Raw genomic sequence first — 22561 nt, forward strand, 5'->3', positions numbered from 1 at the left:
CGCGTCAGCTCCGCAGGAGTTTGTAGCCGAAACCCCGGACGGTCTCGATCCGCTCGGCGCCGATCTTCTTGCGCAGCCGTACCACGCACAGGTCGACCACCCGGGTGTCGCCCTCCCAGCCGTAGTCCCACACCTCGCGCAGCAGGCGGCGGCGGTCCAGGACCGTGCCGGGACTCTCCGCGAAGACCAGCAGCAGGCGCAGTTCGGTGGGCGTGAGGGCAACGGCACGCCCGTCCAGACGGACGTCCAGGCCGCGCGGGTCGATGGTCAGGGCGCCGAAGGTGAGCAGGTCCGGCACGTCCTCCGCGGGGAGGTCCCGGTGGCGGCTGCCCGGCCCGCCCGGCGCGATCGGCTCCTGCCGAACGGGCTCCGCGGCCGGGCGCTGGTGGAACGTGGCGCGGCGCAGCAGGGAGCGGATGCGGGCGACGAGGACGGGGACGTCCACGGGCTTGACCACGTAATCGTCGGCCCCGGCCTCCAGGCCGGCCACGACGTCGAGGGCGTCGCCGCGGGCGGACATCATCAGGACGGGGGTGAGGGTCTCCTCGCGCACGCGCCGGCACAGGCTGATGCCGTCGAGGCCGGGCAGCATGACGTCCAGGATCAGGACGTCGTGTGCGCCGGCCCGCACGGCGTCCAGGCCGTCCAGGCCGTCGCCGGTGACGTCGACCCGGTAGCCGTAGCGTTCCAGGGCCAGCTGGACCGAGCGGCGGATGACCGCGTCGTCCTCGACGAGGAGCACGTGGACCGCATCGGGTACTCGGGTGGCGGACAAGAGCTCTCCGGTGTCGTCGCCTGGGGGTTGGGTCATCATTCCAGCACGTCCGGGGCCGGTCCCCGTCGCCGGGGACCGCCGGGGGGAGCGCGCCGCCGGGGGCGGTGGCGGGTGGCCGGGGTGGTCACAGCTTCAGGGACGCCGCGACCGGGAGATGGTCGCTGCCGGTGTCCGGCAGGGTCCACGCGGAGCGCGCGGTGACGCCCTTCACCAGGATCTGGTCGATGCGCACCACCGGGAACGGCGCGGGCCAGGTGAAGCCGAAGCCGTCGCCGGCTTCCTGCTGGGCCGAGCGCAGCGGCCCGGTGAGCGGGTGCAGCGCGGAGTCGTCGAAGGAGCCGTTGAGGTCGCCCACGACGACGATCCTCGTGAGCGGCTCGCTGTGTACGGCCGCGGCGAGCTTGGCCGCCGCTTCATTGCGGGCGGCGGTGGTGAATCCGGCGTCCGGGCGTACCCGGACCGAGGCGAGGTGCGCCGTGTAGAGGGCGAGGGGGCCCTTGGGAGTGAGGACGGTGGCGCGCAGAGCCCGGGTCCAGGGCATGATCTCCACCGGCTCCACGTCCTGGAGCGGGTACTTGCTCCACAGTGCGATGCCGCCGTGCACCTCGGAGTGGGCGTAGGTGGCGGCCAGCTCGCGCCGGTAGGTCTCCTGCGCCCGGCCCGCCAGTTCCTCCACCGCCACGACGTCGGCTCCGGAGCCGGCCAAGGCGCGTGCCGTTCGGCGTGGATCGGGGTTGTCCTCGTTCACGTTGTGGCTGACAACGGTGAAGTCCCCGCCGCCCGCCCGCTTGTCGACCAGGGCCGGTGCGAACAGAACGCTCCAGACGAGAGCGGGCAGCAGGACGGCCACCGCTGCGAGGGCCGAGCGCCGTAGTGCCGCTAGGAGGAGAAGCAGCGCGATGCCCAGGCCTGACCAGGGCAGCACGGTCTGCCAGAGGCTGACCAGGTTGAGCGGGCCGCCCGGCAGCCAGGGGCCCAGGACCATCACGGCGGCGAGCACGGCGGCGGCCCCCGCGATCAGCCGTCCGCGCCGCCCCACAGGACGATGGGCCGGACGCGGCGAGCGCGTCGGACGTGCCGGGCGCGTCGGGCGCGTCGGGCGGCGAAGGACGCGGTCGCGAAGGACGTGGTGGAGAGGGACGTGGTGGCGGACCGTCCGACCGCGGGGCCCGTGCCCGCAATCGTCGCCGGGCCCGCGGGCCGACGTGGCGCTGTCCAGGGGCGGGGGTGTCGTCGCGGCCGTTCCGGTGCGCGCGCTCATGCCCACTCCTGCCGACCGCCGTCGAGAGCCGGCAGGACACCGGGCAGCTTCTGCCGCAGGGCGTCGACGAGCCGCCCGCTGCGCTCCAGGGCGGCCCGCAGGCCGTCGGCGGGAGTGGTACCGGCACGCTGGCCGAGCACCACGCCGTAGACGAGCCGGCGCCCCGAGCCGTCCGTGCCGTCAGCGACCTCCAGCGCCCACATCAGATTCCCGCCCGCCGAGGTGGTCGAACCGGTCTTGAGGCCCACCACCCCGGGCAGGTCGAGCAGCCTGTTGGTGTTGCGCAGCGGTGCGGCGCGGCCCGGGAGCGTGGTGTCGCGCAGGGCCACCGTGGCCCGCAGCGCCGGGTCCTTCATCGCCTCGCGAGCCAGTTTGAGCTGGTCGGCGGCGGTGGACACGGTCGTGGCCTCAAGTCCGCTGGCCCCGGTGTAGGTGGTACCGGTCATCCCCAGCCGGGCCGCCTGCGCGTTCATCCGGGCAACGAACGCGTCCTCACTGCCCGCGTCCCACCGGGCCAGCAGCCGGGCCACGTTGTTGGCGGAGGGCAACAGCATCACCTCCAGCAACTTGCGCTGGGTCAGGCGCTGCCCGGCGGTGACGGGGGCGGTGGACTCGTCCGTCGCCTCCGCCTCCTCGGCGGCCCGCGCGTCGACCGTGATCGTCGGCCCGTCCTCGCCGTCCTGGAGCGGGTGGTCCCTGAGAACGACGTACGCCGTCATCACCTTGGTGACACTCGCGATCGGCACCGGCTGCTGCGGCCCTCTGACACCGAGCACACCGACTTTCGCCGCCGCGACGGCCGACTGCCCTTCCTGCGGCCAGGGCAGGCCCAGCGCCGCGATCGCCTCCGGTACCGGCAGCACCAGCGTCCCGCCGGCCCGGTTGCCGTTGCCGACGGCCGCGTCGCCGCCCTGCCGGGCAGCCAGCGCGCCACCACCGGCACCGGCCCCGGCGAGCAGGACAACGGCCAAGGCCCACAGCGCCCCACGACGGACCGGGGCAGGCCGACCGGGCGAGGAACGCCGCTCCCGGTCCCGGTCACTGTTCCGGTCTCGGTCTCGGTCTTCGGATGGTGTGGGAACTGACACGACAACGGCCTCCCGGAGCCAGAGGGACAAGGTCCCGGGGCCGTGGCCACCGGGTGTCCCCACAGACTCCGCGACCGGCGCTTCGGCCCGGTCGTGGCGCGGCTTCCGCCATCACGCAGTCGTGTATCAACCATGTACCGGACCACCGGCGCCCCAGACCGGGCAGGAGCCCTGCAAAGCCGGACAGCCCGACCCGCCGGGGGCCCCAGGCGGTGCCCCGCCGGACCGATCACCTGACAGCGCACCTACGCCGATCGCCCTTTCGTGACACCGACCCTTGGTACCGCCCTGCCACCGGGGGAATCGCGGGTAGTCTCACGGCCCGGCGTCACGAAATCCCGACTCGCGCCGGGCCGGGCGGCCGGGGCAGGCGGCGAGGTGGGGGTGCGTCGGCCCGCCGCTCAGCCGGGTGGTCAGGCCGCTGACCCGTAGGTAGCGAGCCGGCGGGCGAGTTCCGCGGTGACGTCGCCGTTCCCCAGGGCGGTGGCGAGCGGGGCGGGCAGCGGGCCATCGGATGGCGTGGTGCCGTCGGCCCCCGGGTGTCGCGACACCCGGGGGGCCGTTGAACCAGGCACGGACGAAGTCGGCAACGGCGGCGGGGCCGGCAGCGCGCCGTCGTCGGCGAAGGCCTCGTCGGCGTGCTCGTGGCGGCCGTGGCGGGCCGTGGCCGTCGTGGCGGCCGTGGCCGTCGTGGCCGCCGTAGTCGATGCCGAGCCAGCCGGTGATCTGGCGCCGGCCGAGCGCCGTTCGTACGGGCTCGTCCTCGTCGTCCTGGTCGTCCTCGCCCAGGTCGATGAACGCCTCTCGCAGCATCGCCTCTCCGTCGTCGGTGGCGTAGTCGGTGGAGCGGTGCGGGCCGGTGTCGTCGCCGGCCTCGCGGACCGCTCGGATCACGGCGTCGAGGTACGGATCGTGCGGCAGGCGCTCTGTCGTCCGCGGCACTCACCCTGGCACTCCCTCTGCTCTCGTCACGACGGTGCCCTGCGTGAGCGTCAACCCTCGGCCGCGGTTCGGGGACTGGCCGCCAGCGCCTCGCCGGCCCGCCGCTCCCGCGATGCCGGCCGGGGAGGTGTCGACGGTCACGTGATTCCCCAGGCCAGGGTGACGCGATTCCCCAGGTGCCCGGGGCCGTGGCCGATGGGCGCCCGGGCCGTCCGGCGTGCTCGGATCGGCGCGGCTTCATGGCGCCCGGCATCGCCTGTCCGCCGCCCGACAACTCTAATCGGATAGTTCATCCGTTTCTATGCTACCGTCCCAGCAAGCGGATGAACTATCCGGATATCGGAGTGGAGGGGCACATGGCGAAGACAGCTGTGGTCACAGCGGGGACGGCCGGCATCGGGCTGGAGACGGCCCTGGGACTGGCCGACGCCGGGTTCTCGGTCACCGTGGTCGGACGCGACGCCGACCGCGGCGCCCGGGCGGTCGGCCGAATCAACGCGACGAACCCGGCACATCCCGGACGGTTCCTGGCCGCCGACCTCGGCTCGCTCGACCAGGTGCGCGCGCTCGCCGACCGGATCGCCGCCGAGCACGCCGCCTCCGGCGACCCGCTGACCGTGCTGGTCAACAACGTCGGGGCGATGTTCCCGCAGCGACGGACCCTGGACGGCATCGAAGCGTCGTTCCTCGTCAACCACCTCTCGCCGTACCTGCTGACGGAACTGCTGCTGCCCACGCTGACAGTCGGGGCGCCGAGCAGGATCGTGAACGTGACCTCGGGCGCGGTCGGGCTCGCGAAGAAGGCCTTCGACGCCGTCGAGCCGCCCGGCGGCTACTACGGCTTCCACTGGTACGGCCGCGCCAAGCTCGCCAACCTCGCCTACACGCTCGACCTGGCGAACCGACTGAAGGGCACGGCCACCTCCGTCTTCGCCGCCGACCCGGGAGGTGCCGCGACCGACATGACCAACGGCACCATGACCGACCCGAAGATCGTCTCACCGGCCCTGCGACTGCTGTGGCCGCTGGTGCGCCGCAAGTTCGACCGCTCCACCTCGGGCCCGGCGTCCGTGGCCGCCCGGTCCTCGATCGTCGCCGCCACCGACGAAGCCCTCGCGGGCCGGACCGGTATCGTCATCGGGGCCCAGGCGCGCCCGGTGACGCCGCTGCGCGCAGCCACCGACCCCCGCATCGCCCAGGACGTGCGCCGGCTCAGTGAACAGTACGCACCCCTCACCGCCGCCTGACCCGCCAGGCGGTGCGGGTGCCGGCGGCGGACCCCGGCGCCATCCGGATGGAGAATCCGGTTAGCATGTCCCCCATGACGACGCCCCTGCGCAAGGACGCGGCACGCAACTGGGACCGGATCGTCGCGGTCGCCCGTGCACTGGTCGACCAGGGCACACCCTTGCAGCTGAACGACGTCGCCGGCCGCGCCGGACTCGGAGTCGGCACCGTCTACCGGCACTTCGCCACCCCCGAGGCGCTACTGGAGACCGTCGCCGCTCCCTGCCTGGAAGCCCTGGCCGACCACGGCCGGCAGGCTCTGGCCGGCACCGACCCCTGGCGCGCCCTCGAAGGTTTCCTGTTCCGCACCGTCGAAGCGCAGGTCACCGACGCGTCCCTCGCCCCGGTCACCGCGGCAGCCACCGACACCCTGCCGCGCACCACGGAACTCAAGGAGACGCTTCGGTCGGTCGGCACCGCACTCCTCGACCGGGCTCGCGATGCCGGAGCGGTCCGACCTGACCTGGCCGCCACCGATCTCGTCCCGCTCATGTGCGGCATCGCCCACGCCGTCAACGTCCACGGCGGAGAACCCGCCGCCCGGATCGACACCGCCCACCGCTACCTGGCCACGCTCCTCGAAGGACTGCACGCCACGCCACAGCACGCATGAGAACACCGCCCGCGCACCGACCGGGATGATCCGTACCGGGGTGATCCGTACCTGCTGCCACCACCTGTGCGGCGCACCGGACCGCGATCGCCGTCCCCCTGGGGACATCGTGACCACGAGGGTGGGGCGCTCCCTGACGCGCGGAAACGGTCGAAGGCGGGGAACTCCGTGACCGCCGACAAGGGTGCAACGCACCACGCACCCGCCTCAACACGGCCTGTCAGCCATCCAGCAGAAGTAGAGGCCCGGTTCAGGGGTGCAACACGCAGTCTCGCGTCGCACCCCGCGACACGTCAGGGGCCGAGACACAGGTAAGCAGCAGCCACCACAGACCGCGCCGCCAGGACCAGGAGGCAGACAGCCCGACAGCGGACATCAGGCGGCGGGCGCCGGCGGCCCCCGCCGCCGGCGCCCGGTGTCCGGTGTCCGGTGTCCGGCCCGTCCGGGTCGGGTCAGCAGGTGCCGACGCGGCCGTTCAGCCGGGACCAGACCGCGGTCCACGGACCGTCGCCGTGGGGACGATAGATGACCAGGTTCCCGTCGTTCTGCAGGCGCAGCCAGTTGACAGGCGGGTTGCAGCCGAGAGCGGTTCCGGAGGCCCACAGGGCGCGCATGGAGCGGTCGTAGACGACGAGGTTGCCGTCCGACTGCATGATGACCCTGCCCGGCGTGGTGTTGGCGGTCCCGGTGGTCCAGACCGCGTGGCCGCCCTCGTCGTACTGCACGAGGTTGCCGTCGTTCTGGTAGACGAGCCGCTGATCGCCGTTTCCGGAGACCAGCGAGTCGCCGGGGAGCAGACAGGTGCGCCAGTCCATGTGGTCCCATCCCCGCGGGTTCCGCGTGCACTTCCACTCCTGGTCGACGGCGTCGGCCGACGCGCTGGTGGCGGTGGTGAGGCCGATGCCGCCGGCCAGGGCGGTCGCGGCGATTGCGAGTGCGACGAGCCGTTCGGACGTCCTGCGGATGGTCATGGCGTTCCTCCTCGCCCCGGAGCGTTCCCGACCGCTCCCGGGCCTACAGTTCATGGCGGCGCGGTACCCCTCCCCGCCCCACCGATGGTCCGGAGCCACGTTCAGCGGCCCCGTACCTGACAACGCTCCGCACACGACCAGCGGTTCAGACACCCGGACGACGAAGCGGTCACCCGGACGAGCACACGTCGAACCTCCGGGGACAGGGCGGTCATCCCCTCCAAGCTGATCGGCTGGTGCTTCCGGCCCGGCAGCAGTACTACCCGGCCCTCCCGAGGCTGCTGTTCGTCCTGGCCGACACCCGCGAGCGGGCCGCCCGCCAGCGCGTACGCGACCTCAAGGCCGATGCCGACGGCCACCCGATGGTGCGGCGGATGCCGACCGGCGTGAACGCCGGCGCTGCCCGCCCGGCCGACCTCGAGGACCCAGTGCGGGGCCTGGGACCTGTAGTCCTGCCCGCCGGCCCGGCCCGCGCCATGCCGGGCCGGGCCGGGCCGTGCAGACGACGACAGCTGCGGTGAGAACACGACACCTGTCCGAGCGGCGCCCGGTGCCGTCCGGAGTAACCATGGCCTTATGGACGCCCCCGAGTCGCCGTTCGAGGGCGACGCGACCGCCAAGCCGAGGAGTGGCCCATGACCGGTCAGGTGCTGGCGAGCTGGAGCGAGGGCCCGGCCAGGCGAGCGATCCTGGACTACGTCCACGAGGCGACTACCCCGGGGACGGCGTTCGTCGAGCCGGCCGACCGGATCGCCACGTTCGACAACGACGGCACGCTGTGGGTCGAGCAGCCGCTGCCACCGCAGTTCGACTTCGTGTTCCGCGCCTGGGAGGAGGAGGCGAAGGCCGACCCGTCGCTCGCGGAGCGGCAGCCGTACAAGGCGCTGATCGAGCGGGACCGGGCGTTCTTCGAGGGCGTGGCAACGCAGGAACCCGAGACGGTGGCGACCCTGCTGGAGGCGTTCGCCCGGTCGTGGGCGGGCACGACGCCCGAGGAGTTCGACGCGCGGGTGCGGGAGTGGACCAGGACGGTGCGGGACCCGCAATTCGGTGTCCCGTACGTGGAGCTGGTCTACCGGCCGATGCTGGAGCTGTTCGACCTCCTGCGGGAACGCGGGTTCCGGGTGTTCGTCTGCTCGGGCGGCGGCCGCGACTTCATGCGCGTGTTCTCCGAGGAGACGTGGGGAATCCTCAAGGAGGACGTCATCGGCTCGGCGGCCGCCTACACCTACACCGGCGGCGGGCTCGTCCGCTCCCCCGAGCTGCTGGGCGGCCTGGACCTGGGGCCGGGCAAGCCCGAGCACATCTTCGCCCACACCGGCCGGCTGCCCGCCTTCGCGGGCGGCAACGCCGACGTCGACATCGAGATGCTCACCAGCGCCGCGTTCGCACTGCTCGTCCGCCACGACGACGACCAGCGCGAGTACGCCTACACCAAGGGCGCCGAGGCCTCACTCACCACGGCCGAGCGGCTCGGCTGGACCGTGGTGAGCATGAAGAGCGACTGGACGACCCTGTTCTGACCAGGAGGACGCGGTGGACGACCTGACCGCCGTCGACATACTCGTCAACCCGGACGAGACAACCATGCGGCACGCCCACGCCTGGAACGCCCGGATGCGCCAGAGCGTGCCGGACGGCTTCGCCCTGGACGCCTCCCACCAACCCCACATCACCACCCTCCAGCGCTACGTCCGGACAACCGACCTGGACGACGCCTACCAGGCGGTCCACCGAACCCTGGCCGCGACCGACACGCGCGCCCTGTCCTACCGGGCCGTCGCCATCAGGCACGCCGACTGGGGCGTGCCCGGACAGGGCCTCGCGGTCATCCTCCTGCGCCCCGGCCCCCAGGTCCTCGACTTCCAGGCCGCGCTGCTGGCCGCGATCACCCCCTTCACCGAGTCCGGCGGCACGGCCGCCGCCTTCGTCACCGACCCCGGCGAGGGCATCAGCCAGAGCACCCTCGACTGGGTCGCCGGCTACGTCCCCCACCAGATCGGGCCCGACCGGTACACCGCTCACATCACCGTCGGCTTCGCCACCCTCGACGACCTCAAAACCATCGAGGCCGAGCCGTTCGACGCCTTCACCGTCCGCCCGGCCACCGTCGCCGTCTACCAGCTCGGAAACAGCGGAGCCGCCCGCAAGCTCCTCCGGAGCTGGCCCGCACCGACCTGACCGGCCGCACTGCGGATGTCGCCCAGCCCGACCCAGCCCAGGCGCTCACAGAGAGAAACGACACGTGAGTCCCACGCCGCCGGTACGTGGCCGTCGACGGCGCGGCGCTGCCGATCTCCGGCTCGGTCCGGTCCGGTCCGGTCCGGTGACGGGTACCGCACCCGGCCGGCCCTCGGAGTGCCGACCTCCTGGCTGAAGGGTGCCCGCCAGGGCAGTCCCTCCTCCGGCCTGGTGGTGTCCGTCCAGTCCGGCAGCGACCCGAGCCGGTACGTGGTGGTGGACGGTCCGGCGCTGCCGATCTCCGGCGCCGAGTGGACGGCCAACGGCTACGAAACCCGCTCGCCGATGGGCGTTCCAGCCCCTGCCGGATAGCCTCACCTGCGACTCTTCCTCCAAGCAACCGCTGGCAGGAAGCCGCATCCCACTGACACCGCGCCCGAACATCCCTACCGGCCGGCTCGACGGGCGCGCCGATACTGCACCCTGCGCGGTGCCCCCGAGGCCGTCTCGAACGACCGTCCCGCCGCTACCGGGCGAGCAGGGCGCTGACGGTCTTGCCGCCGCCCTCCCGACGTACGACAGCGGTCGCTCGGGCAAGACGGTTGACCATGGGCCAGCCGAAACCCCCGGTGCCGCCGTCGAGGTCCGGGGTCCGCATGCGCGGCAGCCGCGAGCTGCGGTCGTGCACGGCCACCTCCACACCGTCCGCCTGCGCGGTCAGGTCCAGAGTGAACGTGCCGCCGCCATGGCGCAGGGCATTGGTGACGAGCTCCGAGACGACGAGAAGTACCGTCTCCGCAGCCTCGGGCGCGGACGCCGGGACGAGGCCGTCGAGGAACCCGCGCGCTCTCTCGCGCGCGGCCGCGACACACGAGCCCGAACCGAGGGCCGCGACCTCAACGCTCACCATGCCCATCATTCACCTACTTCCTGCGTCGCCAACCCCGCTCCATCCTGCCCGAACCTTGTGCCCCGCCAGGAGAGCGCCAACCCCGCCACGATCAACCCGCTGCCCACGCCGGTCCCCCGCATCCGCCCCTTCCATGCGCGTGAACGGTTTGCTCGTTGCGCCTGCTGACGTTGCGGACCGGGGCCGGGCGCTGAAGGATGCCGACCTGCTGTGGGCGATCGGCATCGAGGAGGATCCGGAGCCGGTGGCCGCGACGGCCGCGGCCGAGGCGAAACCGAAGGGGCCCGCACCGGCCTCTTCCGGCAGGGCGTCGCCGCGCTCGCCCGGGTCGTGGAGCGGGAGCGGCATCCCCCGGGTGCCCTGCCCGCGCGGGGAGCCGGTGGAGGCCGTGGAGGCCGGCCCCGGGGGTGGGGAGGTGGTGGTGTCGCACCTCGCGGTGGGCGCCGGGCTCAATCACCCGGAAGGCCCGGCGGGAGGCCCCCGGGGCAGCTCGCCGAACACGGCGGGGAGTGGCCGTGGAAGCGGGCACTGCCGGGGGTCCCCGGGCACCCCCGCAACTCCCGCAAAGCCGGCGCCATCGCCACCCGCCTGCCCCTCGCCGGCACCTCCACAGCCCGCGACCGCGCAACCGCCGGGCAAGGGACCGGCAACCGCCAGAGCCGCCACCCCATGCCGGGGCTCGACGACCGCTGACCCGCGGCCCCCCACTTCCCCGGCGCCGCCGGAAGGGCCGCGCCATCTCCGCCTCCCGGCGGCCCCACGCATGCCCCCACCCGCAACGGGCACACGTCCGAACAGACCCCACCATCTCGGCGGATCAGGAGAGACGATGAGCATAAAGCCCGAACTCGAACCGGTGCTGCGCGGCATCGCCGAAGCCGTCCACGACCGCGACGACCACGTCCTGCGCCGCCTGCTGGCCCGCCTCGCCGAACAAGCCACGATCGACGACCTCTACGCCCTGCGCGACGCACTCCCCCGCCTGCACACCTCCACCAGCGCCACCCACTGACCCCATCACCCGGCCGGCGGGTCCGCCCCGCGCGCCTGGCCGCAGGAGGGCAGCGGCGCCCACCGGCTGACCAAGGTGTGTACGTCTCAGGTGCCGGCGGCGGCCTGCCGCAGACGCTGTCGGCCGCCGGCTCCAGGGTACGGACAGCGCAGCGGCCGGCTGGGGCACTCTCGGATCTTCGGCAGTATGGCCTGACCCGCAGAACCAGCTGAGCCAAAAGGGGAGAAGAACGGTCGGCAGGCGAACGCCGTGGGTGCACCAACTCAGGGACTGCCGGATGTCCAGGATGTCGAGGCCCTGGCCGAGGAGGAGGGTCGGCCCCCGCGGTCCTGGCCCTCAGACGTGAGCAGCAGGCGCACGGGGGCCTGTTGGTGTGGCTGTCCATGGGGTATGTGACGGTGGTGCGCCAGGAAGCGAAGCCGCCGACGCGCCGACCGGGAGGGACGGACAGGTCGTCTGGTAGCCACCTCGCCGGCCCTCGGGAGGGCATGCGAAAGCCTCGGAGCGGTGGGTTTCGGGACCCGGCAATCCCGTGGTGCAATGCGACCCGCGGGCCCGGAGCGAATCCTTCGCCCACCGGGGCCGGGGTCCTGAGCGTCGTCGAGCAGTGAGGAGTCACCGTGACCGCAAGGAAGCCGGAGGAGGACGACGGGTGCTCGCCCCGTCCTGCTGAGGGCGGGAGCCCTCTGGGCAGGGCGATGACTCTGGCGGGGATGTTGGAGGCTGCGGAGGCCGCGGCGCCCGTGGAGTCCCTGGACGTGGTCGCGCGCATCCTCAAGGAGCGCGTCGGGGCATCGTCCGTGTCCTTCCTGATCATCGACTTCACCGGCAGCTCAGTCGTGCGACTGGGCGCCGCGGGCAGCGTCAAGACCGGCGAGCCGGCCCAGCGCATCTCCGTGCGGGGCACCCCGTACGACGACGTGATCCGCAGCCAACGCCCGAGCGTGGAGCAAACAGGTGCCGCAGAGCTGGCGCGGATCATCGTCCCGGTGACCAACCGCGGGGACGCCATCGGGCTCCTCGAACTGTTCCTGCCCGCCGCACCGAACCCCGAGGTGATGCGGGAGATCGGCGAGAGCGCGCACGCGCTGGCGTACATCATCATCGCCAACCGGTCCTTCACCGACGTGTACCAGTGGGGCCGACGCACCGTCCCACTGAGCTTGGCCGCCGAGATCCAGCACCGGCTGCTTCCGGCGTCGCTGGCGTGCGAGGCCGCGCAGTTCGCGGTCGCGGGCGCACTGGAGCCCGCCGACCACGTCGGGGGCGACACCTTCGACTACGTGATCGACCGGGACACCGTCCAGTTGTCCGTGACCGACGCCATGGGCCACGACGTCGGCGCCGCGCTGCTGGCCACCCTCGTGGTGGGCGCCCTGCGCCGGGCCCGACGGGCGGGTGCCGGCCTCGACGAACAGGCGCGCCAGGCCGACCAGGCCATGCGGGACCACGGCCGCCAGGGCTACGTCACCGGCCAGCTCCTGCGCATCAGCCTGCTCGACGGCACCACCGAGTTCGTCAACGCCGGGCACCCCTGGCCGCTGCGGCTGCGCGACGGAGAAGTGCGGGAGATCGTCCCGAAAATCGATCCGCCGTTCGGCCTCGGACTGCGGGCCGCCCCCACCAACACCTACCGGGTGCAGTCCCTGGACCTGCGGCCCGGGGACCGGCTGGTGATGCTGACGGACGGCATGCTGGAGCGCAACGCCCAGAACCTCCACCTTCCGGACCTGATCGTCCGCACCCGCGCCCTGCACCCCCGGGAAGCCGCCCGCACCCTCATCGGGGCGATCCTCGACGCCGGCCACGGCCACCTGGACGACGACGCGACCGTCATGTGCCTGGACTGGCACGGCCCCCGCAACACCCAGCGCGACGCCGCCACCGGCGCCAACCTCACCGACGCCTCAGAACCCGCAGAAACGACCCGCACCCCGACCATGACCCCGGACGTGCGCTGAGGCCCAGGCCATTCCGGCAGCGGCACGGTCGGCGCGTGAACCGCAACCGGGACAGCCACCGCTACGGGGCGCCCGGGCCCGGCTCGACCGTCCCAGCCGGTGTCGGGGCCGTCCTCCTGGTCGCAGTCGTGGTCGGTGCCGACCACGACGCCGTCCTCGACGAGCCCACCGTGCTCCGCCAGCAGCGGTCGACGCTGGGGATCGACGCTGGGGATCCGCTGCACCGCGGCGGCCAGCCCGGCCGGGCGGTGAGCCATCGGGTGGACGGGGAAGGGGACCGTGGTGCGGGGGCGCAGCGCCCGCACCAGGTCCGGAAGGAAGATCGCGTCGGGGATGAAGGACGTGTCGGAGGCGTCGATGTGGAACGAGTCGGCGTGCGGGCCGATCCGCTCGACCTCGGCGGTCAGCGCTCCCGGGTCGGCGGACCACAAGGAGGCGTCGATCATCGTGCCCTCGCGCGGGCGGTCGGTGGGGGAGGGCCGAGGGGACTCATCTCGTCGAGGTTGCTGGGGCGGGGCGCGCGGGCTGGGGGCGGGGAGCCGGTCGGTGATCGCGGCGGCCATCTCGTAGGCGACTTCCGGTGCTTCGCACAAGCCGACCTGAAGGGGCAGGATGCGCGGCCGGTGGGCGTCGAGGACCCGCCACCGCCCTGCCCGTCGGCCCGACCTGCCGGTCACCGGGTTCGAAGAACCGCAAGCCGGCACCCCGCCACGACGTCGGCACGACCGTCGACCCGCTCTTTGGCACCACGCACGGTGTCGAGGAGGTCGTGGCGTTCTTCACCCGGTTGGGCGAGTCGGGCTTGCAGGCCGCGCATGGCGCTCAGGCCATGTCGGCCTGCGCGCTGTCCGCTCCGCGCCGGCCCGCTCCTACTCGGCGACCGCCGTGCTGTAGACCCACCGGTAGACCCGGAGTGCGCGGCCCTCGACCATCTCGACCTCGTCGGTCAGCTCGAAGTGGACGTGCTGCCCGTAGTACGTCACGGCGACCTTCTCCGCTCCCTCGGCGGCAAGGACCTGCGAGACCGGGCCCAGTCCGCTCGGCCCGCCCCTCAGTACGACCCTGATCATGACAGGACTCCTGTCCGTCGGTGGTTGATGCCACGCGGCACCCATGCCGTCGCGGCAGGTTGACGCGAGGGCGGGAAGGGGACACCTCGACACCCGTGCTCCGGTGCCCGGCCACCCGAGGCGCGGGCGCACGTGCGGGGCTCCTCCGCGCCGCACGCGTCGGAGCCGGCAGTGGGCGGACCGCGTCCTCGTCGCTCGCCTGCGCTCAGTGCCTTCACCCAACAGCGGTGCCGGGGAGGCGTCAACTCCAGCTTTGCGAAGCCTCGTTGCTTGTCAACGTTCGACGGCGCACTCCTCGGCCCGCGCGCCCCCCGTCCGCCGTGCGCCCCCCGGCCGGTCATGGAACGTCCGTGCTGGTCGGCACCGCACCGGTCGGCCAGGCGGCCTTGACAGGACACTCCTGGTGCTGCTGGGGGTATTGCCAGAACCGGTGCGGAGGCGTTCCATGTCCAGTCGAGAGCGCCACGCGTCGGCGGACGACCCGCAGACGACGACGCGCCCGCAATCCCGGTGCTGACGGATCCGCAGCCGGGAGATCACCAGAGAGCCACATCGGGGGACCGACTTCCGGAGGCTTCGACATGTCCGCATCCCAGCGAGAACCCATCGCCGTCGTCGGTACCGGCTGCCGCTTCCCCGGCGGCGTGCAGGACGGCAGCGGCCTGTGGCAACTGGCGGCCGACGGCCGCCGAACGGCCGGCCCCGTCCCCGCCGACCGCTGGTGCGCCGCGCGCCTCGCGCGCGGCCACGACCCGGACATCGCCGTCCGTGCCGGGTACGGCTGCTTCCTGGACGGCGACATCTGGGCATGGGACCCCGAGGCCTTCTCCGTGGCGCCGATCGAACAGCGCTGGGTGGACCCGCAGTTCAGGGTGCTGCTGGAGGTGGCCTGGGAGGCCGTGGAACACGCCGGGATACCGATGGACCAGGTGCGCGGCTCCCGGACCGGCGTATACGTGGGCACCTACGCACCGGACAACCTCTTCCGCGAGGCCAGGCCCGTACAGGACGCCCCCAACAGCGCCTACCTGTTCGGCAACTTCACCGCCGGCGCGGCGGGGCGAGTGGCCTTCGCGATGGACCTGCGCGGACCTGTGATGGTGGTGAGCACCCACTGCTCCTCCGGCCTGGTCGCGCTGGACACCGCGTGCGGGGCGCTCACCCTCGGCGAGTGCGACCTGGCACTGGCGGGCGGCGTGCTCCTGATGGTCTCGCCCGAGACCCACCTGTACGAGGCGCCACTGCTGCTCTCCGGACACGGTGCCTGCCACGCGTTCGACGCCCGGGCGGACGGGTACGTGCGCGGCGAGGGCGCCGGAGTGCTCGCACTGAAGCGGCTGACCGACGCCCTGCGGGACGGAGACCGGGTCCTGGCCGTGATCAGGGGCAGCGCCGTCAACAACGACGGACAGGCCAGCCGGCTGACGGCGCCGTCCACACGGATGCAGCAACAACTGTTCCGCCGAGCCGTGGAGAACGCGGGCATCGATCCGGGAGAGGTCGGCCTCGTCGAGGCGCACGGCCCGGGCACCGCCGTCGGTGACCCCATCGAGTACACCTCGATCGACGCCGTCTACGGGCAGGGGAGCGGGGGCTGCGCACTCGGCTCGGTGAAGACCAACATCGGCCATTCGGAACCCGTCTCGGGGATCGCCGGAGTCATCAAGGCGGTCGAGTCCCTGCGCCGCGGAGTGATCCCGCCGAACCAGCACTTCCGCACGTGGAACCCGTCCATCCCGCGGGACGGGAAGTCCCGGCTGTTCGTCCCGACCGAACTCGTCGACTGGCCGGTCCCGGGCACCACCAGGCTCGCGGCGATCTGCTCCTACGGGGTGACGGGGACCAACGCCCACGTCGTGCTGGAGGCCGCGCCCACCGTGTCCACCGCACTCCGCCCCCGTCCGGGCGGCGGGGACAGCGCTCCGGACGCGAGGGCCAGACTGTTCCTGCTCTCGGGCAATTCGCCGCAGGCCCTGGCGGGGGCCGCCAGGCGACTGGCCGACTGGGCGGATGTCGGAGCCGGCCGGGCTGTGCCGCTCCAGGACGTGGCGCACACCCTCGCCCTGCGCCGCTCGCACGCCGACCACCGGCTGGGAGTGGTCGCCCGCAGCACCGCCGAACTCGCCTCCAGAGCAAGGAGCTTCGCCGCGGACGAGACGCCCCGGGGGGTGAGTGCCGGGGTACCCGTCCTGCCTCCGGAACACGCCGGTCCCGTCTTCGTCTTCACCGGACAGGGCTCGCAGCGCCCCGGCATGTGCCGCGGCCTGCTGGCCACCCAGCCAGTCTTCGCTGCCGCCGTCGAGGAACTCGAACCGCTGATCGCGGCCGAAGCCGGCTTCTCCCTGGTCGAGATGCTCACCCAGCCGGACCGGCTGACGGGCATCGACCGCGTCCAGCCCACCCTGTACTCCGTCCAGGTCGCGCTCGCGGACCTGTGGCGCTCCTGGGGCGTCGAACCCGCGGCCGTGATCGGCCAGTCGCTCGGTGAGATCGCCGCCGCCACGGTCATCGGAGCGCTCGGTCGGGAGGAGGGGGTGAAGGTCATCTGCCGCCGGTCGGCGCTGCTCGCCACCGTCTCCGGCGGGGCCATGGCCTCCGTGCGGCTCGGCGCCGAGGAGACGGCTGCGGCGATCGCGGCGATGGGCGCCGACGGGGTGACACTCGCCGTGCTCACCTCACCGACCAGCACCGTCGTCTCCGGCGACGCCGGCCAGGTCGCCGCACTGGTCCAGGGCTGGGAAGCCGCCGGCGTCGCGGCACGGATGATCGACGTCGACGTGGCGTCGCACTCCCCCCAGGTCGATCGGATCCTCACCCGTCTGGGTGCCGCCCTCGACGAACTACCCGCCGCCGACACCGGCGGCGCCTTCCTGTCCACCGTCACGACGGATCCGTCGGCGCCGGGCCTGCTCGACGCGTCCTACTGGGTGCGCAACCAACGCGACCCGGTACGGTTCCACGCGGCGGTGCGGGAGGCACTGGCTCGCGGGCACCGGCTGTTCGTCGAGTGCACCCCGCACCCGTTGGCCGTGCAGCCCATCCAGGAGAGCGCGCGGGCCCAGGGCGTCACGGACGTGGTCGCGGTCGGCACCCTGCGCCAGGGCACCGAGGACACCGACGCCTTCCTCGCCCACCTGGCGGCCGTGCACTGCGCGGGCCACCGCGGCATCGATTTCGCGGCCCACTACGGGGACGGCCACCTCGCCGACGTGCCGGGCACCACCTGGCACCGGGTGCGCCACGGCGGCGACGGCACGCCGTACCAGCTCGTCGCCCCGCACCTGGTCGGAGCGACCCAGCATCCCCTGCTCGGCGGCCACGTCGCCGACCCCGACCGCCCCGGCCGGCACCTGTGGCAGACACCGATCGGCCCGCGGCGGCTGCCCTGGCTGGCGGACCACCGGGTCGCCGGGGTACCGGTCCTGCCCGGCACCGGCTTCGCCGAAATGGTCCTGGCGGCCGGCGCCGCCGCCTTCGGCACCGACACCGTGGCCGCGGAGGACCTCCGGGCACACTCACCCCTCCTTCTGGACCCGGAGCCGGAGGTCACCACCCGGCTGACCGTGGAGGACGGCCAGGCCCGGACGCAGATCCTGTCCGGCACCGGTGAAGCGCGGGTGATCCACGCGCACGCCACCGTACGGCCGCTGCCCGCCGCGTCCCCCCGCACCCTCGCACCTCCCGCCACCGATGGCTGGACCGACTTCCCTCCCGCCGACCTGTACAGGTACCTGCGCACCCGCCACGACGTCCTCCACGGCCCAGCCTTCACCGCGATCGAGCGTATCCAGGTCCACCCCACCCAGGACCGCGCCGTCTCCTGGCTGCGGGTCGCCGACAGTGCCCGGGTCTCGGCCTGGACGATGACCCTGCACCCTGCCCTCACCGACCAACTGGTCCAGACCGTGGTGGCGGTCTGGCTCGCACACCACACCCTCAGCCCCGGGCCGGTCGTGGTCGCCGGCTTCGACGCGGTCAGGTGTTACGGGCCCTGGAGCCACGCCCGGCGGGCCGAGGCCGAACTCGACCGCGCCGACGACCTCTCCTGCACCGCCTCCGGACGGCTGCTCACCGACGACGGCACCGTGGTCGCCGAGATCCGCGGACTGCGCCTGGCCAACATCACCCCGCCCGAGGAGCGCTTCGCCTCCCGGCTCTCCCACCTGGCGCAGGTGCCCGCACCCGTTCCCGCACCCCCCACCACCTCGGGCGACGACGGGCGGCGCGGGCACGGGGGCTGGCTGGTCGTCACCGACGAGGACACCGGGTGGGCGCACGACCTCACCGCGCTCCTCACGCGGGAGGGCGCGCCGGCCCGGACGGTGCGCACCGCCTCGCTGCCCGAGGCGCTGGACGATCCCGCCCCGGAGGGGGCCGCGGCGGTGGCCCTCGTCCTCGGACGGCCGGACCCCGCCAGGTCGCCCGCCGTGGCCGCACGCGAGGTGGTCACTCGGCTGGCCGCCGTCCTGCAAGCGCTCAGCACACAGGCCGCCCCGCCCCGCATCTGGGTGGTGTGGCGCGAGGAGGAGGCGGGTCTGGCCGGCGCCGGGGTGCCCGGCCTGCTCCGGGTGGCCGCCTACGAGCACCCGGGACTGGTCGGAAGCATCGAGATGAGAGGGCGGACAGCACCGCAGGACATCCTCCCGGACCTGCTCGCGGACCGGCCGGTCGCCGAGATCTCCTGGCGGCACGGAGTGCGCCACCTGGCACGCGTCAGACCCGGCCCCGCCGGCGGGCCCGTGGACCCGTTGCCCTCCGGTCCCGTTCGCGAGGACGGCCGCTACCTGGTCACCGGCGGCCTCGGCGGCCTCGGCCTGCTGACCGTCCGCTGGCTCGCCGAACGCGGTGCCGGGCGGATCGTGGCCTGCGGACGCGGAGCGCCCTCCGAGGAAGCGCGACGAGAACTGGCGGTACTGCGCACGGCCACCGGCGCGAGGATCGACGTGCTCCTGGGCGACATCGCCGATCCCCGCACCGCCGAGCTGGCCGTCCGGACGGCGGCGGACGACGGCAGGGGCAGCCTGCACGGGGTGTTCCACAGCGCGGGGCTGGTGGAGGACGCCGTCCTCACCAGGCTCGACGCGACACTGACCGCACGGGTCTGGCGCGGCAAGGCCGAGGGAGCCTGGGCCCTGCACCGGGCCACCGCCGGACACGACCTCGACCTCTTCGTCCTCTACTCCTCGATCGCCGGCCTGGTCGGCTCACCGGGACAGGGCGCGTACGCCGCCGCGAACACCTTCCTCGACGCCCTGGCCGAGTACCGCCGCGACCGGGGCCTGCCCGCCACCTCCATCGCCTGGGGCGGCTGGAGCCGGGTCGGCCGCGGCCGACACCTGGCGCAGCGCGGACACGTCATGATCTCACCCGAGGACGGCATCGCGGCTCTGGAGCGGATCCTCACCGAAGGCCACCACCGGATCGCCTACTCGCCGATCGACCTCGACCGGTGGATCGAACCGTTCCCCGCGCTGCGCGACTCCCCCCTCCTCGCCGGGATGCTGACCACGCCCTCCCCCGACCGGGGAGCCACTCCCGCACGCGACGAAGTCCTGTCCGCCGGGACCGCCGCCGAACGGCGCCGCCTGCTGAACGACTTCATCACCGCACAGGTGCGCGACCTGCTCGGCGGCACCGCCCGCCACATCGGCCCGCACACCAGCATGGTCATCCTCGGCCTCGACTCGCTCGGCGCCGTCCAGCTCCAGCAGCGCATCCGGCGCGGGCTCGGCATCGACGTCAAACCCGGCATCATCTGGGTGCGCCCCACAGCCGCTGGCCTGACCGACCACATCCTCGACACCATGGGGCTCGCCGACGATGCCGAGGAGCACCACTGACATGAACGGCAACCCGGCCCCGGCCACCCCCGGGCCCGCAGCGCCGCGCCAAGGCCAGGCACTGCCCGCGAGCCGACGGCGCTCTCCCGTCGGCTACTGGGCCGCCTTCGGGCTGGCCTGCCTGATCCTCCAGAGCGTGGTCTACGCACGCTGGATCATCGGCGGAGACGCCCACGCCCACTCCGCGCGGGGCTACAGCATCCCCCACGCCCTGAAGGTCACCACCCACATCGGGCAGGGTACGGCGGGCCTGCTCTTCCTCGCGCTCACCGCGGTGGTGTGGCGGGAGTGCCGCACCCAGGGCCGCATCACCTTCAAAGCAGCCGTGTTCACCGGCTTCTGCTTCTCCTTCTGGAGCAATCCCTACGTCAGCCAGTTCCACTACGCGGCCGGGAACAACCGCTACGACCTCAACGTCGAGACCTGGGGGCCGTACCTCCCCGGCTGGCGGGGAGACACCCCCGCCGTCGAGTCCTTCCTGATGGAGATGGCCTACCCGGTGATGCTGCTCTGGCTCGTCGTCGCGCTGACCCTCGCCCGACTGTTCGGCCACCGCCGGCCGAACTGGGGGCGGGGGCGCCTCTTCGCCGCGACAACCCTGGCAATGCTGGTGTGCGAGCCCGTGCTCACCCACCTCTACCAGCGGCTCGGCGGATTCGCCTACCCACGCGCCCTGCCCGGCCACCTCACCCTCTTCGAGGGGCGGTGGTACCAACTGCCCGTGACCTCTACGCTCGCCGTCGTCGGATTCTTCATCGTGCCCCTCCTGGCCATGGTCCTGTACGCGCGGCCGGGCCACGAGGTCCACCTCTTCCGCGGCTGCGAACTCCTGCCCCAGCGGCTGCGCCCCTGGAGCCGACTGCTCGCCGGAGCCGGCCTGATGAACGCCTGCACCCTGGGCTTCCAGATCACCATGGCCCTCGTCTCCCTGGTCAGCCACCCGATCGACCTGCCGGGCTGGCTGGACCGGCCCGCCCGTTGACGCCCCGTCGGGAGACTTCGTGAACTCCGCAAGCCGCCACCCCGGCCCCCACCCGCCAGCACGCGGGCACGCCCTCGTCATCGGCGCCGGCATCGCGGGGCTGCTCTGCGCACGCGTACTCAGCGAGACCTTCGAGCGCGTCACCCTCGTCGAGCGCGACCACCTGCGCCGTGACACCCGGCCACGCCCGGGAGCGCCACAGGGGCGGCACGCACATGCCCTGCAGGCCCGGGGACTTCAGGCCTTCGAGGAACTCTTCCCCGGCCTGTCGCAGGAACTGACGCTCGCGGGAGCGCCGCCGGTGGACTTCTGCCGTGACACCCGCCTGCAGCTCCCGCACGGCGCGCCGCCTCCGCGCACCTCCGGCATCCGCGTCCAACCCGTCAGCCGGCCGCTTCTGGAGGAGACGGTACGGCGCCGCGTCGAGGACCTCGACGGTGTCCTGACCGTCGACACCCGCACCGTGACCGGTCTCATCGTCCCGCCGACCGGCCTCCGGGTGACCGGCCTCCGGGTCGAACGCCGCAGCTCTCGGCACGCGCGCTCGAACCCCGCCGAGGAGCTCCACGCGGACCTCGTCGTCGACGCCTCCGGACGCGGCACACACCTTCCGGACTGGCTCACCCGGCTCGGCCTGCCCGGCGTGCCCGAGACCGTCGTCGACGCCCGGGTCGGCTATGCCACCCGCGCCTACCGCACCGACCCCGAATCCGCCCCCGCCTGGCGTGCGCTGTTCGAACTGCCGTCACCGCCCCACCATCCCCGCGGCGCCGTCGCGCTCCGGATCGAGGGCGATCGGCTCCTGGTGACGCTGCAAGGAGCCGGCGGGGACCACCCGCCCACGGATGCCCACGGGTTCGAGAGCTTCCTGGAATCCCTCTCCAGCGGACTGCACGGCGCGCTGCGGCCGCTGGAGCCCGAACCGTCCGTAGCCCGCTACGGACGGACGGCCAACCGACGCGCGCACTACCACCGGCTGCCCCGCTGGCCGGAAGGACTCGTCGTCCTCGGCGACGCGCTCTGCGCCTTCAACCCCGTCTATGCGCAGGGCATGACGATCGCCGCTCTGGAAGCGCAGGCCCTGGGGCAGCTGCTCACCTCCTGGCCGTCCGAGTCCCTGGACGGCCTCGCCCGTCAGGCGCAGCGGCGGATGGCCCGCCTCACCCTGTGGCCCTGGTTCCTCGCCACCCTGACGGATCGCGGCTGGGCGGACGGACGGCCTCCCGCCCACATCCGCGCGGGGCTGCGGTACCTGGAGCGCTGGCAACGCTCGGTGCCCCACAGCCCGCGCCTGCACCGGGACTTGGCACGAGTGACCAACTCCCTTGCCGGTCCCGCGACAGTCCTCCATCCCTTGCACCTCGCCGGCATCCTCGGCCCTCTGCCATGGGTCCGCCGCAGTCGAGGGACAGCGCCGGCACGGGAGTGACCCTGTCCGGGGCTCCCACTGGTGGGAGCAGGCTGATGCGGCACTGGCGAAGCTGATGCAGTCGCTGCTACCTCACGTGAACGAAGCCAACGCCTCGCCGGGATGAGGGAGGCGGCCGCGCAGGATGCCCTTGCCGTGCAGGCCGGCCCATACCCGGACGCCTGCTCGGGCGCGTCGCGCGCGGCGTCGTTGAACTCCCGCCTCGACCTCGCCACGGCGCCTGTGGTGCCCATCCAGCG

Annotated in this window: 18 protein-coding genes and 1 pseudogene; 11 read left to right on the plus strand and 8 right to left on the minus strand. The window is 73.2% G+C overall.

Translation table 11 applies throughout. From position 1 onward, the window contains the following. Positions 1-4: 4 nt before the first annotated feature. From ABZ497_RS29095 to ABZ497_RS29110, 4 genes are all read right to left on the minus strand, one after another. Positions 5-775, minus strand: coding sequence for a response regulator transcription factor (locus tag ABZ497_RS29095; RefSeq protein ID WP_359809442.1), 771 nt, complete (start codon positions 773-775; stop codon positions 5-7). Positions 776-899: 124 nt separating this feature from the next. Continuing rightward, positions 900-1814 carry an endonuclease/exonuclease/phosphatase family protein gene (locus ABZ497_RS29100; RefSeq protein ID WP_359809444.1) on the minus strand — a complete coding sequence of 305 codons (915 nt, stop codon included), beginning with the start codon at positions 1812-1814 and terminating at the stop codon, positions 900-902. Between the two features lie 218 nt (positions 1815-2032). Continuing rightward, complete coding sequence (locus ABZ497_RS29105; protein WP_359809446.1) at positions 2033-3007, minus strand: serine hydrolase; 975 nt, start codon at positions 3005-3007, stop codon at positions 2033-2035. Between the two features lie 432 nt (positions 3008-3439). After that, the gene (locus ABZ497_RS29110; RefSeq protein ID WP_359809448.1) at positions 3440-4066 is read right to left on the minus strand and encodes a hypothetical protein; all 627 of its coding nucleotides are present in this window, start codon (positions 4064-4066) and stop codon (positions 3440-3442) included. Between the two features lie 356 nt (positions 4067-4422). Between ABZ497_RS29110 and ABZ497_RS29115 the strand changes: the two genes are divergently transcribed. Together ABZ497_RS29115 and ABZ497_RS29120 are read left to right on the plus strand one after the other, a co-directional pair. Then, positions 4423-5313 (plus strand): SDR family NAD(P)-dependent oxidoreductase, encoded by an 891-nt coding sequence (locus tag ABZ497_RS29115; RefSeq protein ID WP_359809449.1) that lies wholly within the window; start codon positions 4423-4425, stop codon positions 5311-5313. A gap of 74 nt (positions 5314-5387) precedes the next feature. Then, positions 5388-5966, plus strand: coding sequence for a TetR/AcrR family transcriptional regulator (locus ABZ497_RS29120; protein ID WP_359809451.1), 579 nt, complete (start codon positions 5388-5390; stop codon positions 5964-5966). Positions 5967-6418: 452 nt separating this feature from the next. On the opposite strand, the gene ABZ497_RS29125 is transcribed toward ABZ497_RS29120, so the two are convergent. Continuing rightward, complete coding sequence (locus ABZ497_RS29125) at positions 6419-6937, minus strand: hypothetical protein (RefSeq protein ID WP_359809453.1); 519 nt, start codon at positions 6935-6937, stop codon at positions 6419-6421. 236 nt (positions 6938-7173) lie between these two features. Here ABZ497_RS29125 and ABZ497_RS29130 point away from each other — a divergent pair, with 236 nt between their 5' ends. The 4 genes from ABZ497_RS29130 (at position 7174) to ABZ497_RS29145 (ending at position 9490) form a co-directional block, all read left to right on the plus strand. Continuing rightward, positions 7174-7458, plus strand: a complete 285-nt coding sequence (locus tag ABZ497_RS29130) for a hypothetical protein (protein ID WP_359809454.1) — start codon at positions 7174-7176, stop codon at positions 7456-7458. A gap of 114 nt (positions 7459-7572) precedes the next feature. Then, complete coding sequence (locus tag ABZ497_RS29135) at positions 7573-8460, plus strand: HAD family hydrolase (protein WP_359809456.1); 888 nt, start codon at positions 7573-7575, stop codon at positions 8458-8460. A gap of 13 nt (positions 8461-8473) precedes the next feature. Continuing rightward, entirely contained in the window at positions 8474-9118 is a 645-nt protein-coding gene (locus tag ABZ497_RS29140) for a hypothetical protein (RefSeq protein WP_359809457.1), read from the plus strand. A gap of 177 nt (positions 9119-9295) precedes the next feature. After that, positions 9296-9490: a hypothetical protein gene (locus ABZ497_RS29145; RefSeq protein ID WP_359809459.1), complete on the plus strand. Its 195-nt coding sequence runs from the start codon at positions 9296-9298 to the stop codon at positions 9488-9490. Positions 9491-9644: 154 nt separating this feature from the next. On the opposite strand, the gene ABZ497_RS29150 is transcribed toward ABZ497_RS29145, so the two are convergent. Continuing rightward, entirely contained in the window at positions 9645-10034 is a 390-nt protein-coding gene (locus ABZ497_RS29150; protein WP_359809480.1) for an ATP-binding protein, read from the minus strand. A gap of 823 nt (positions 10035-10857) precedes the next feature. Between ABZ497_RS29150 and ABZ497_RS29155 the strand changes: the two genes are divergently transcribed. After that, positions 10858-11040 (plus strand): hypothetical protein, encoded by a 183-nt coding sequence (locus ABZ497_RS29155; protein ID WP_359809461.1) that lies wholly within the window; start codon positions 10858-10860, stop codon positions 11038-11040. Positions 11041-11738: 698 nt separating this feature from the next. Next, positions 11739-13001, plus strand: coding sequence for a PP2C family protein-serine/threonine phosphatase (locus tag ABZ497_RS29160; RefSeq protein ID WP_359809481.1), 1263 nt, complete (start codon positions 11739-11741; stop codon positions 12999-13001). A 248-nt stretch (positions 13002-13249) separates the two neighbouring features. Here the strand turns inward: ABZ497_RS29160 and ABZ497_RS29165 are convergent. Both ABZ497_RS29165 and ABZ497_RS29170 read right to left on the minus strand, forming a co-directional pair. After that, positions 13250-13564: pseudogene (locus ABZ497_RS29165) on the minus strand (hypothetical protein); the annotation flags it as partial. A 306-nt stretch (positions 13565-13870) separates the two neighbouring features. Further along, positions 13871-14071 (minus strand): DUF5988 family protein, encoded by a 201-nt coding sequence (locus ABZ497_RS29170; RefSeq protein WP_359809462.1) that lies wholly within the window; start codon positions 14069-14071, stop codon positions 13871-13873. 581 nt (positions 14072-14652) lie between these two features. Here ABZ497_RS29170 and ABZ497_RS29175 point away from each other — a divergent pair. Genes ABZ497_RS29175 through ABZ497_RS29185 form a run of 3 tightly spaced genes read left to right on the plus strand, consistent with a single transcriptional unit; the run spans position 14653 to position 22322 of the window. Continuing rightward, on the plus strand, positions 14653-19911 hold the full coding sequence (locus tag ABZ497_RS29175) for an SDR family NAD(P)-dependent oxidoreductase (protein WP_359809464.1): 5259 nt from the start codon (positions 14653-14655) through the stop codon (positions 19909-19911). Between the two features lies 1 nt (position 19912). Continuing rightward, positions 19913-20893, plus strand: a complete 981-nt coding sequence (locus ABZ497_RS29180) for a spirocyclase AveC family protein (RefSeq protein ID WP_359809466.1) — start codon at positions 19913-19915, stop codon at positions 20891-20893. Between the two features lie 19 nt (positions 20894-20912). Then, complete coding sequence (locus ABZ497_RS29185; RefSeq protein ID WP_359809468.1) at positions 20913-22322, plus strand: monooxygenase; 1410 nt, start codon at positions 20913-20915, stop codon at positions 22320-22322. Positions 22323-22561 lie beyond the last annotated feature (239 nt).

The sequence above is a fragment of the Kitasatospora sp. NPDC005751 genome (assembly GCF_040630835.1).
Classification (GTDB): Bacteria; Actinomycetota; Actinomycetes; order Streptomycetales; family Streptomycetaceae; genus Kitasatospora.

What these genes read in the sequence shown, in the direction of transcription:
- ABZ497_RS29155 (WP_359809461.1), top strand. Translation starts at nt 10,858, where the DNA reads ATGAGCATAAAGCCCGAACTCGAACCGGTGCTGCGCGGCATCGCCGAA.
- ABZ497_RS29135 (WP_359809456.1), top strand. Translation starts at nt 7,573, where the DNA reads ATGACCGGTCAGGTGCTGGCGAGCTGGAGCGAGGGCCCGGCCAGGCGA.
- ABZ497_RS29115 (WP_359809449.1), top strand. Translation starts at nt 4,423, where the DNA reads ATGGCGAAGACAGCTGTGGTCACAGCGGGGACGGCCGGCATCGGGCTG.
- ABZ497_RS29125 (WP_359809453.1), bottom strand. Translation starts at nt 6,937, where the DNA reads ATGACCATCCGCAGGACGTCCGAACGGCTCGTCGCACTCGCAATCGCC.
- ABZ497_RS29160 (WP_359809481.1), top strand. Translation starts at nt 11,739, where the DNA reads ATGACTCTGGCGGGGATGTTGGAGGCTGCGGAGGCCGCGGCGCCCGTG.
- ABZ497_RS29180 (WP_359809466.1), top strand. Translation starts at nt 19,913, where the DNA reads ATGAACGGCAACCCGGCCCCGGCCACCCCCGGGCCCGCAGCGCCGCGC.
- ABZ497_RS29170 (WP_359809462.1), bottom strand. Translation starts at nt 14,071, where the DNA reads ATGATCAGGGTCGTACTGAGGGGCGGGCCGAGCGGACTGGGCCCGGTC.
- ABZ497_RS29150 (WP_359809480.1), bottom strand. Translation starts at nt 10,034, where the DNA reads ATGGGCATGGTGAGCGTTGAGGTCGCGGCCCTCGGTTCGGGCTCGTGT.
- ABZ497_RS29175 (WP_359809464.1), top strand. Translation starts at nt 14,653, where the DNA reads ATGTCCGCATCCCAGCGAGAACCCATCGCCGTCGTCGGTACCGGCTGC.
- ABZ497_RS29120 (WP_359809451.1), top strand. Translation starts at nt 5,388, where the DNA reads ATGACGACGCCCCTGCGCAAGGACGCGGCACGCAACTGGGACCGGATC.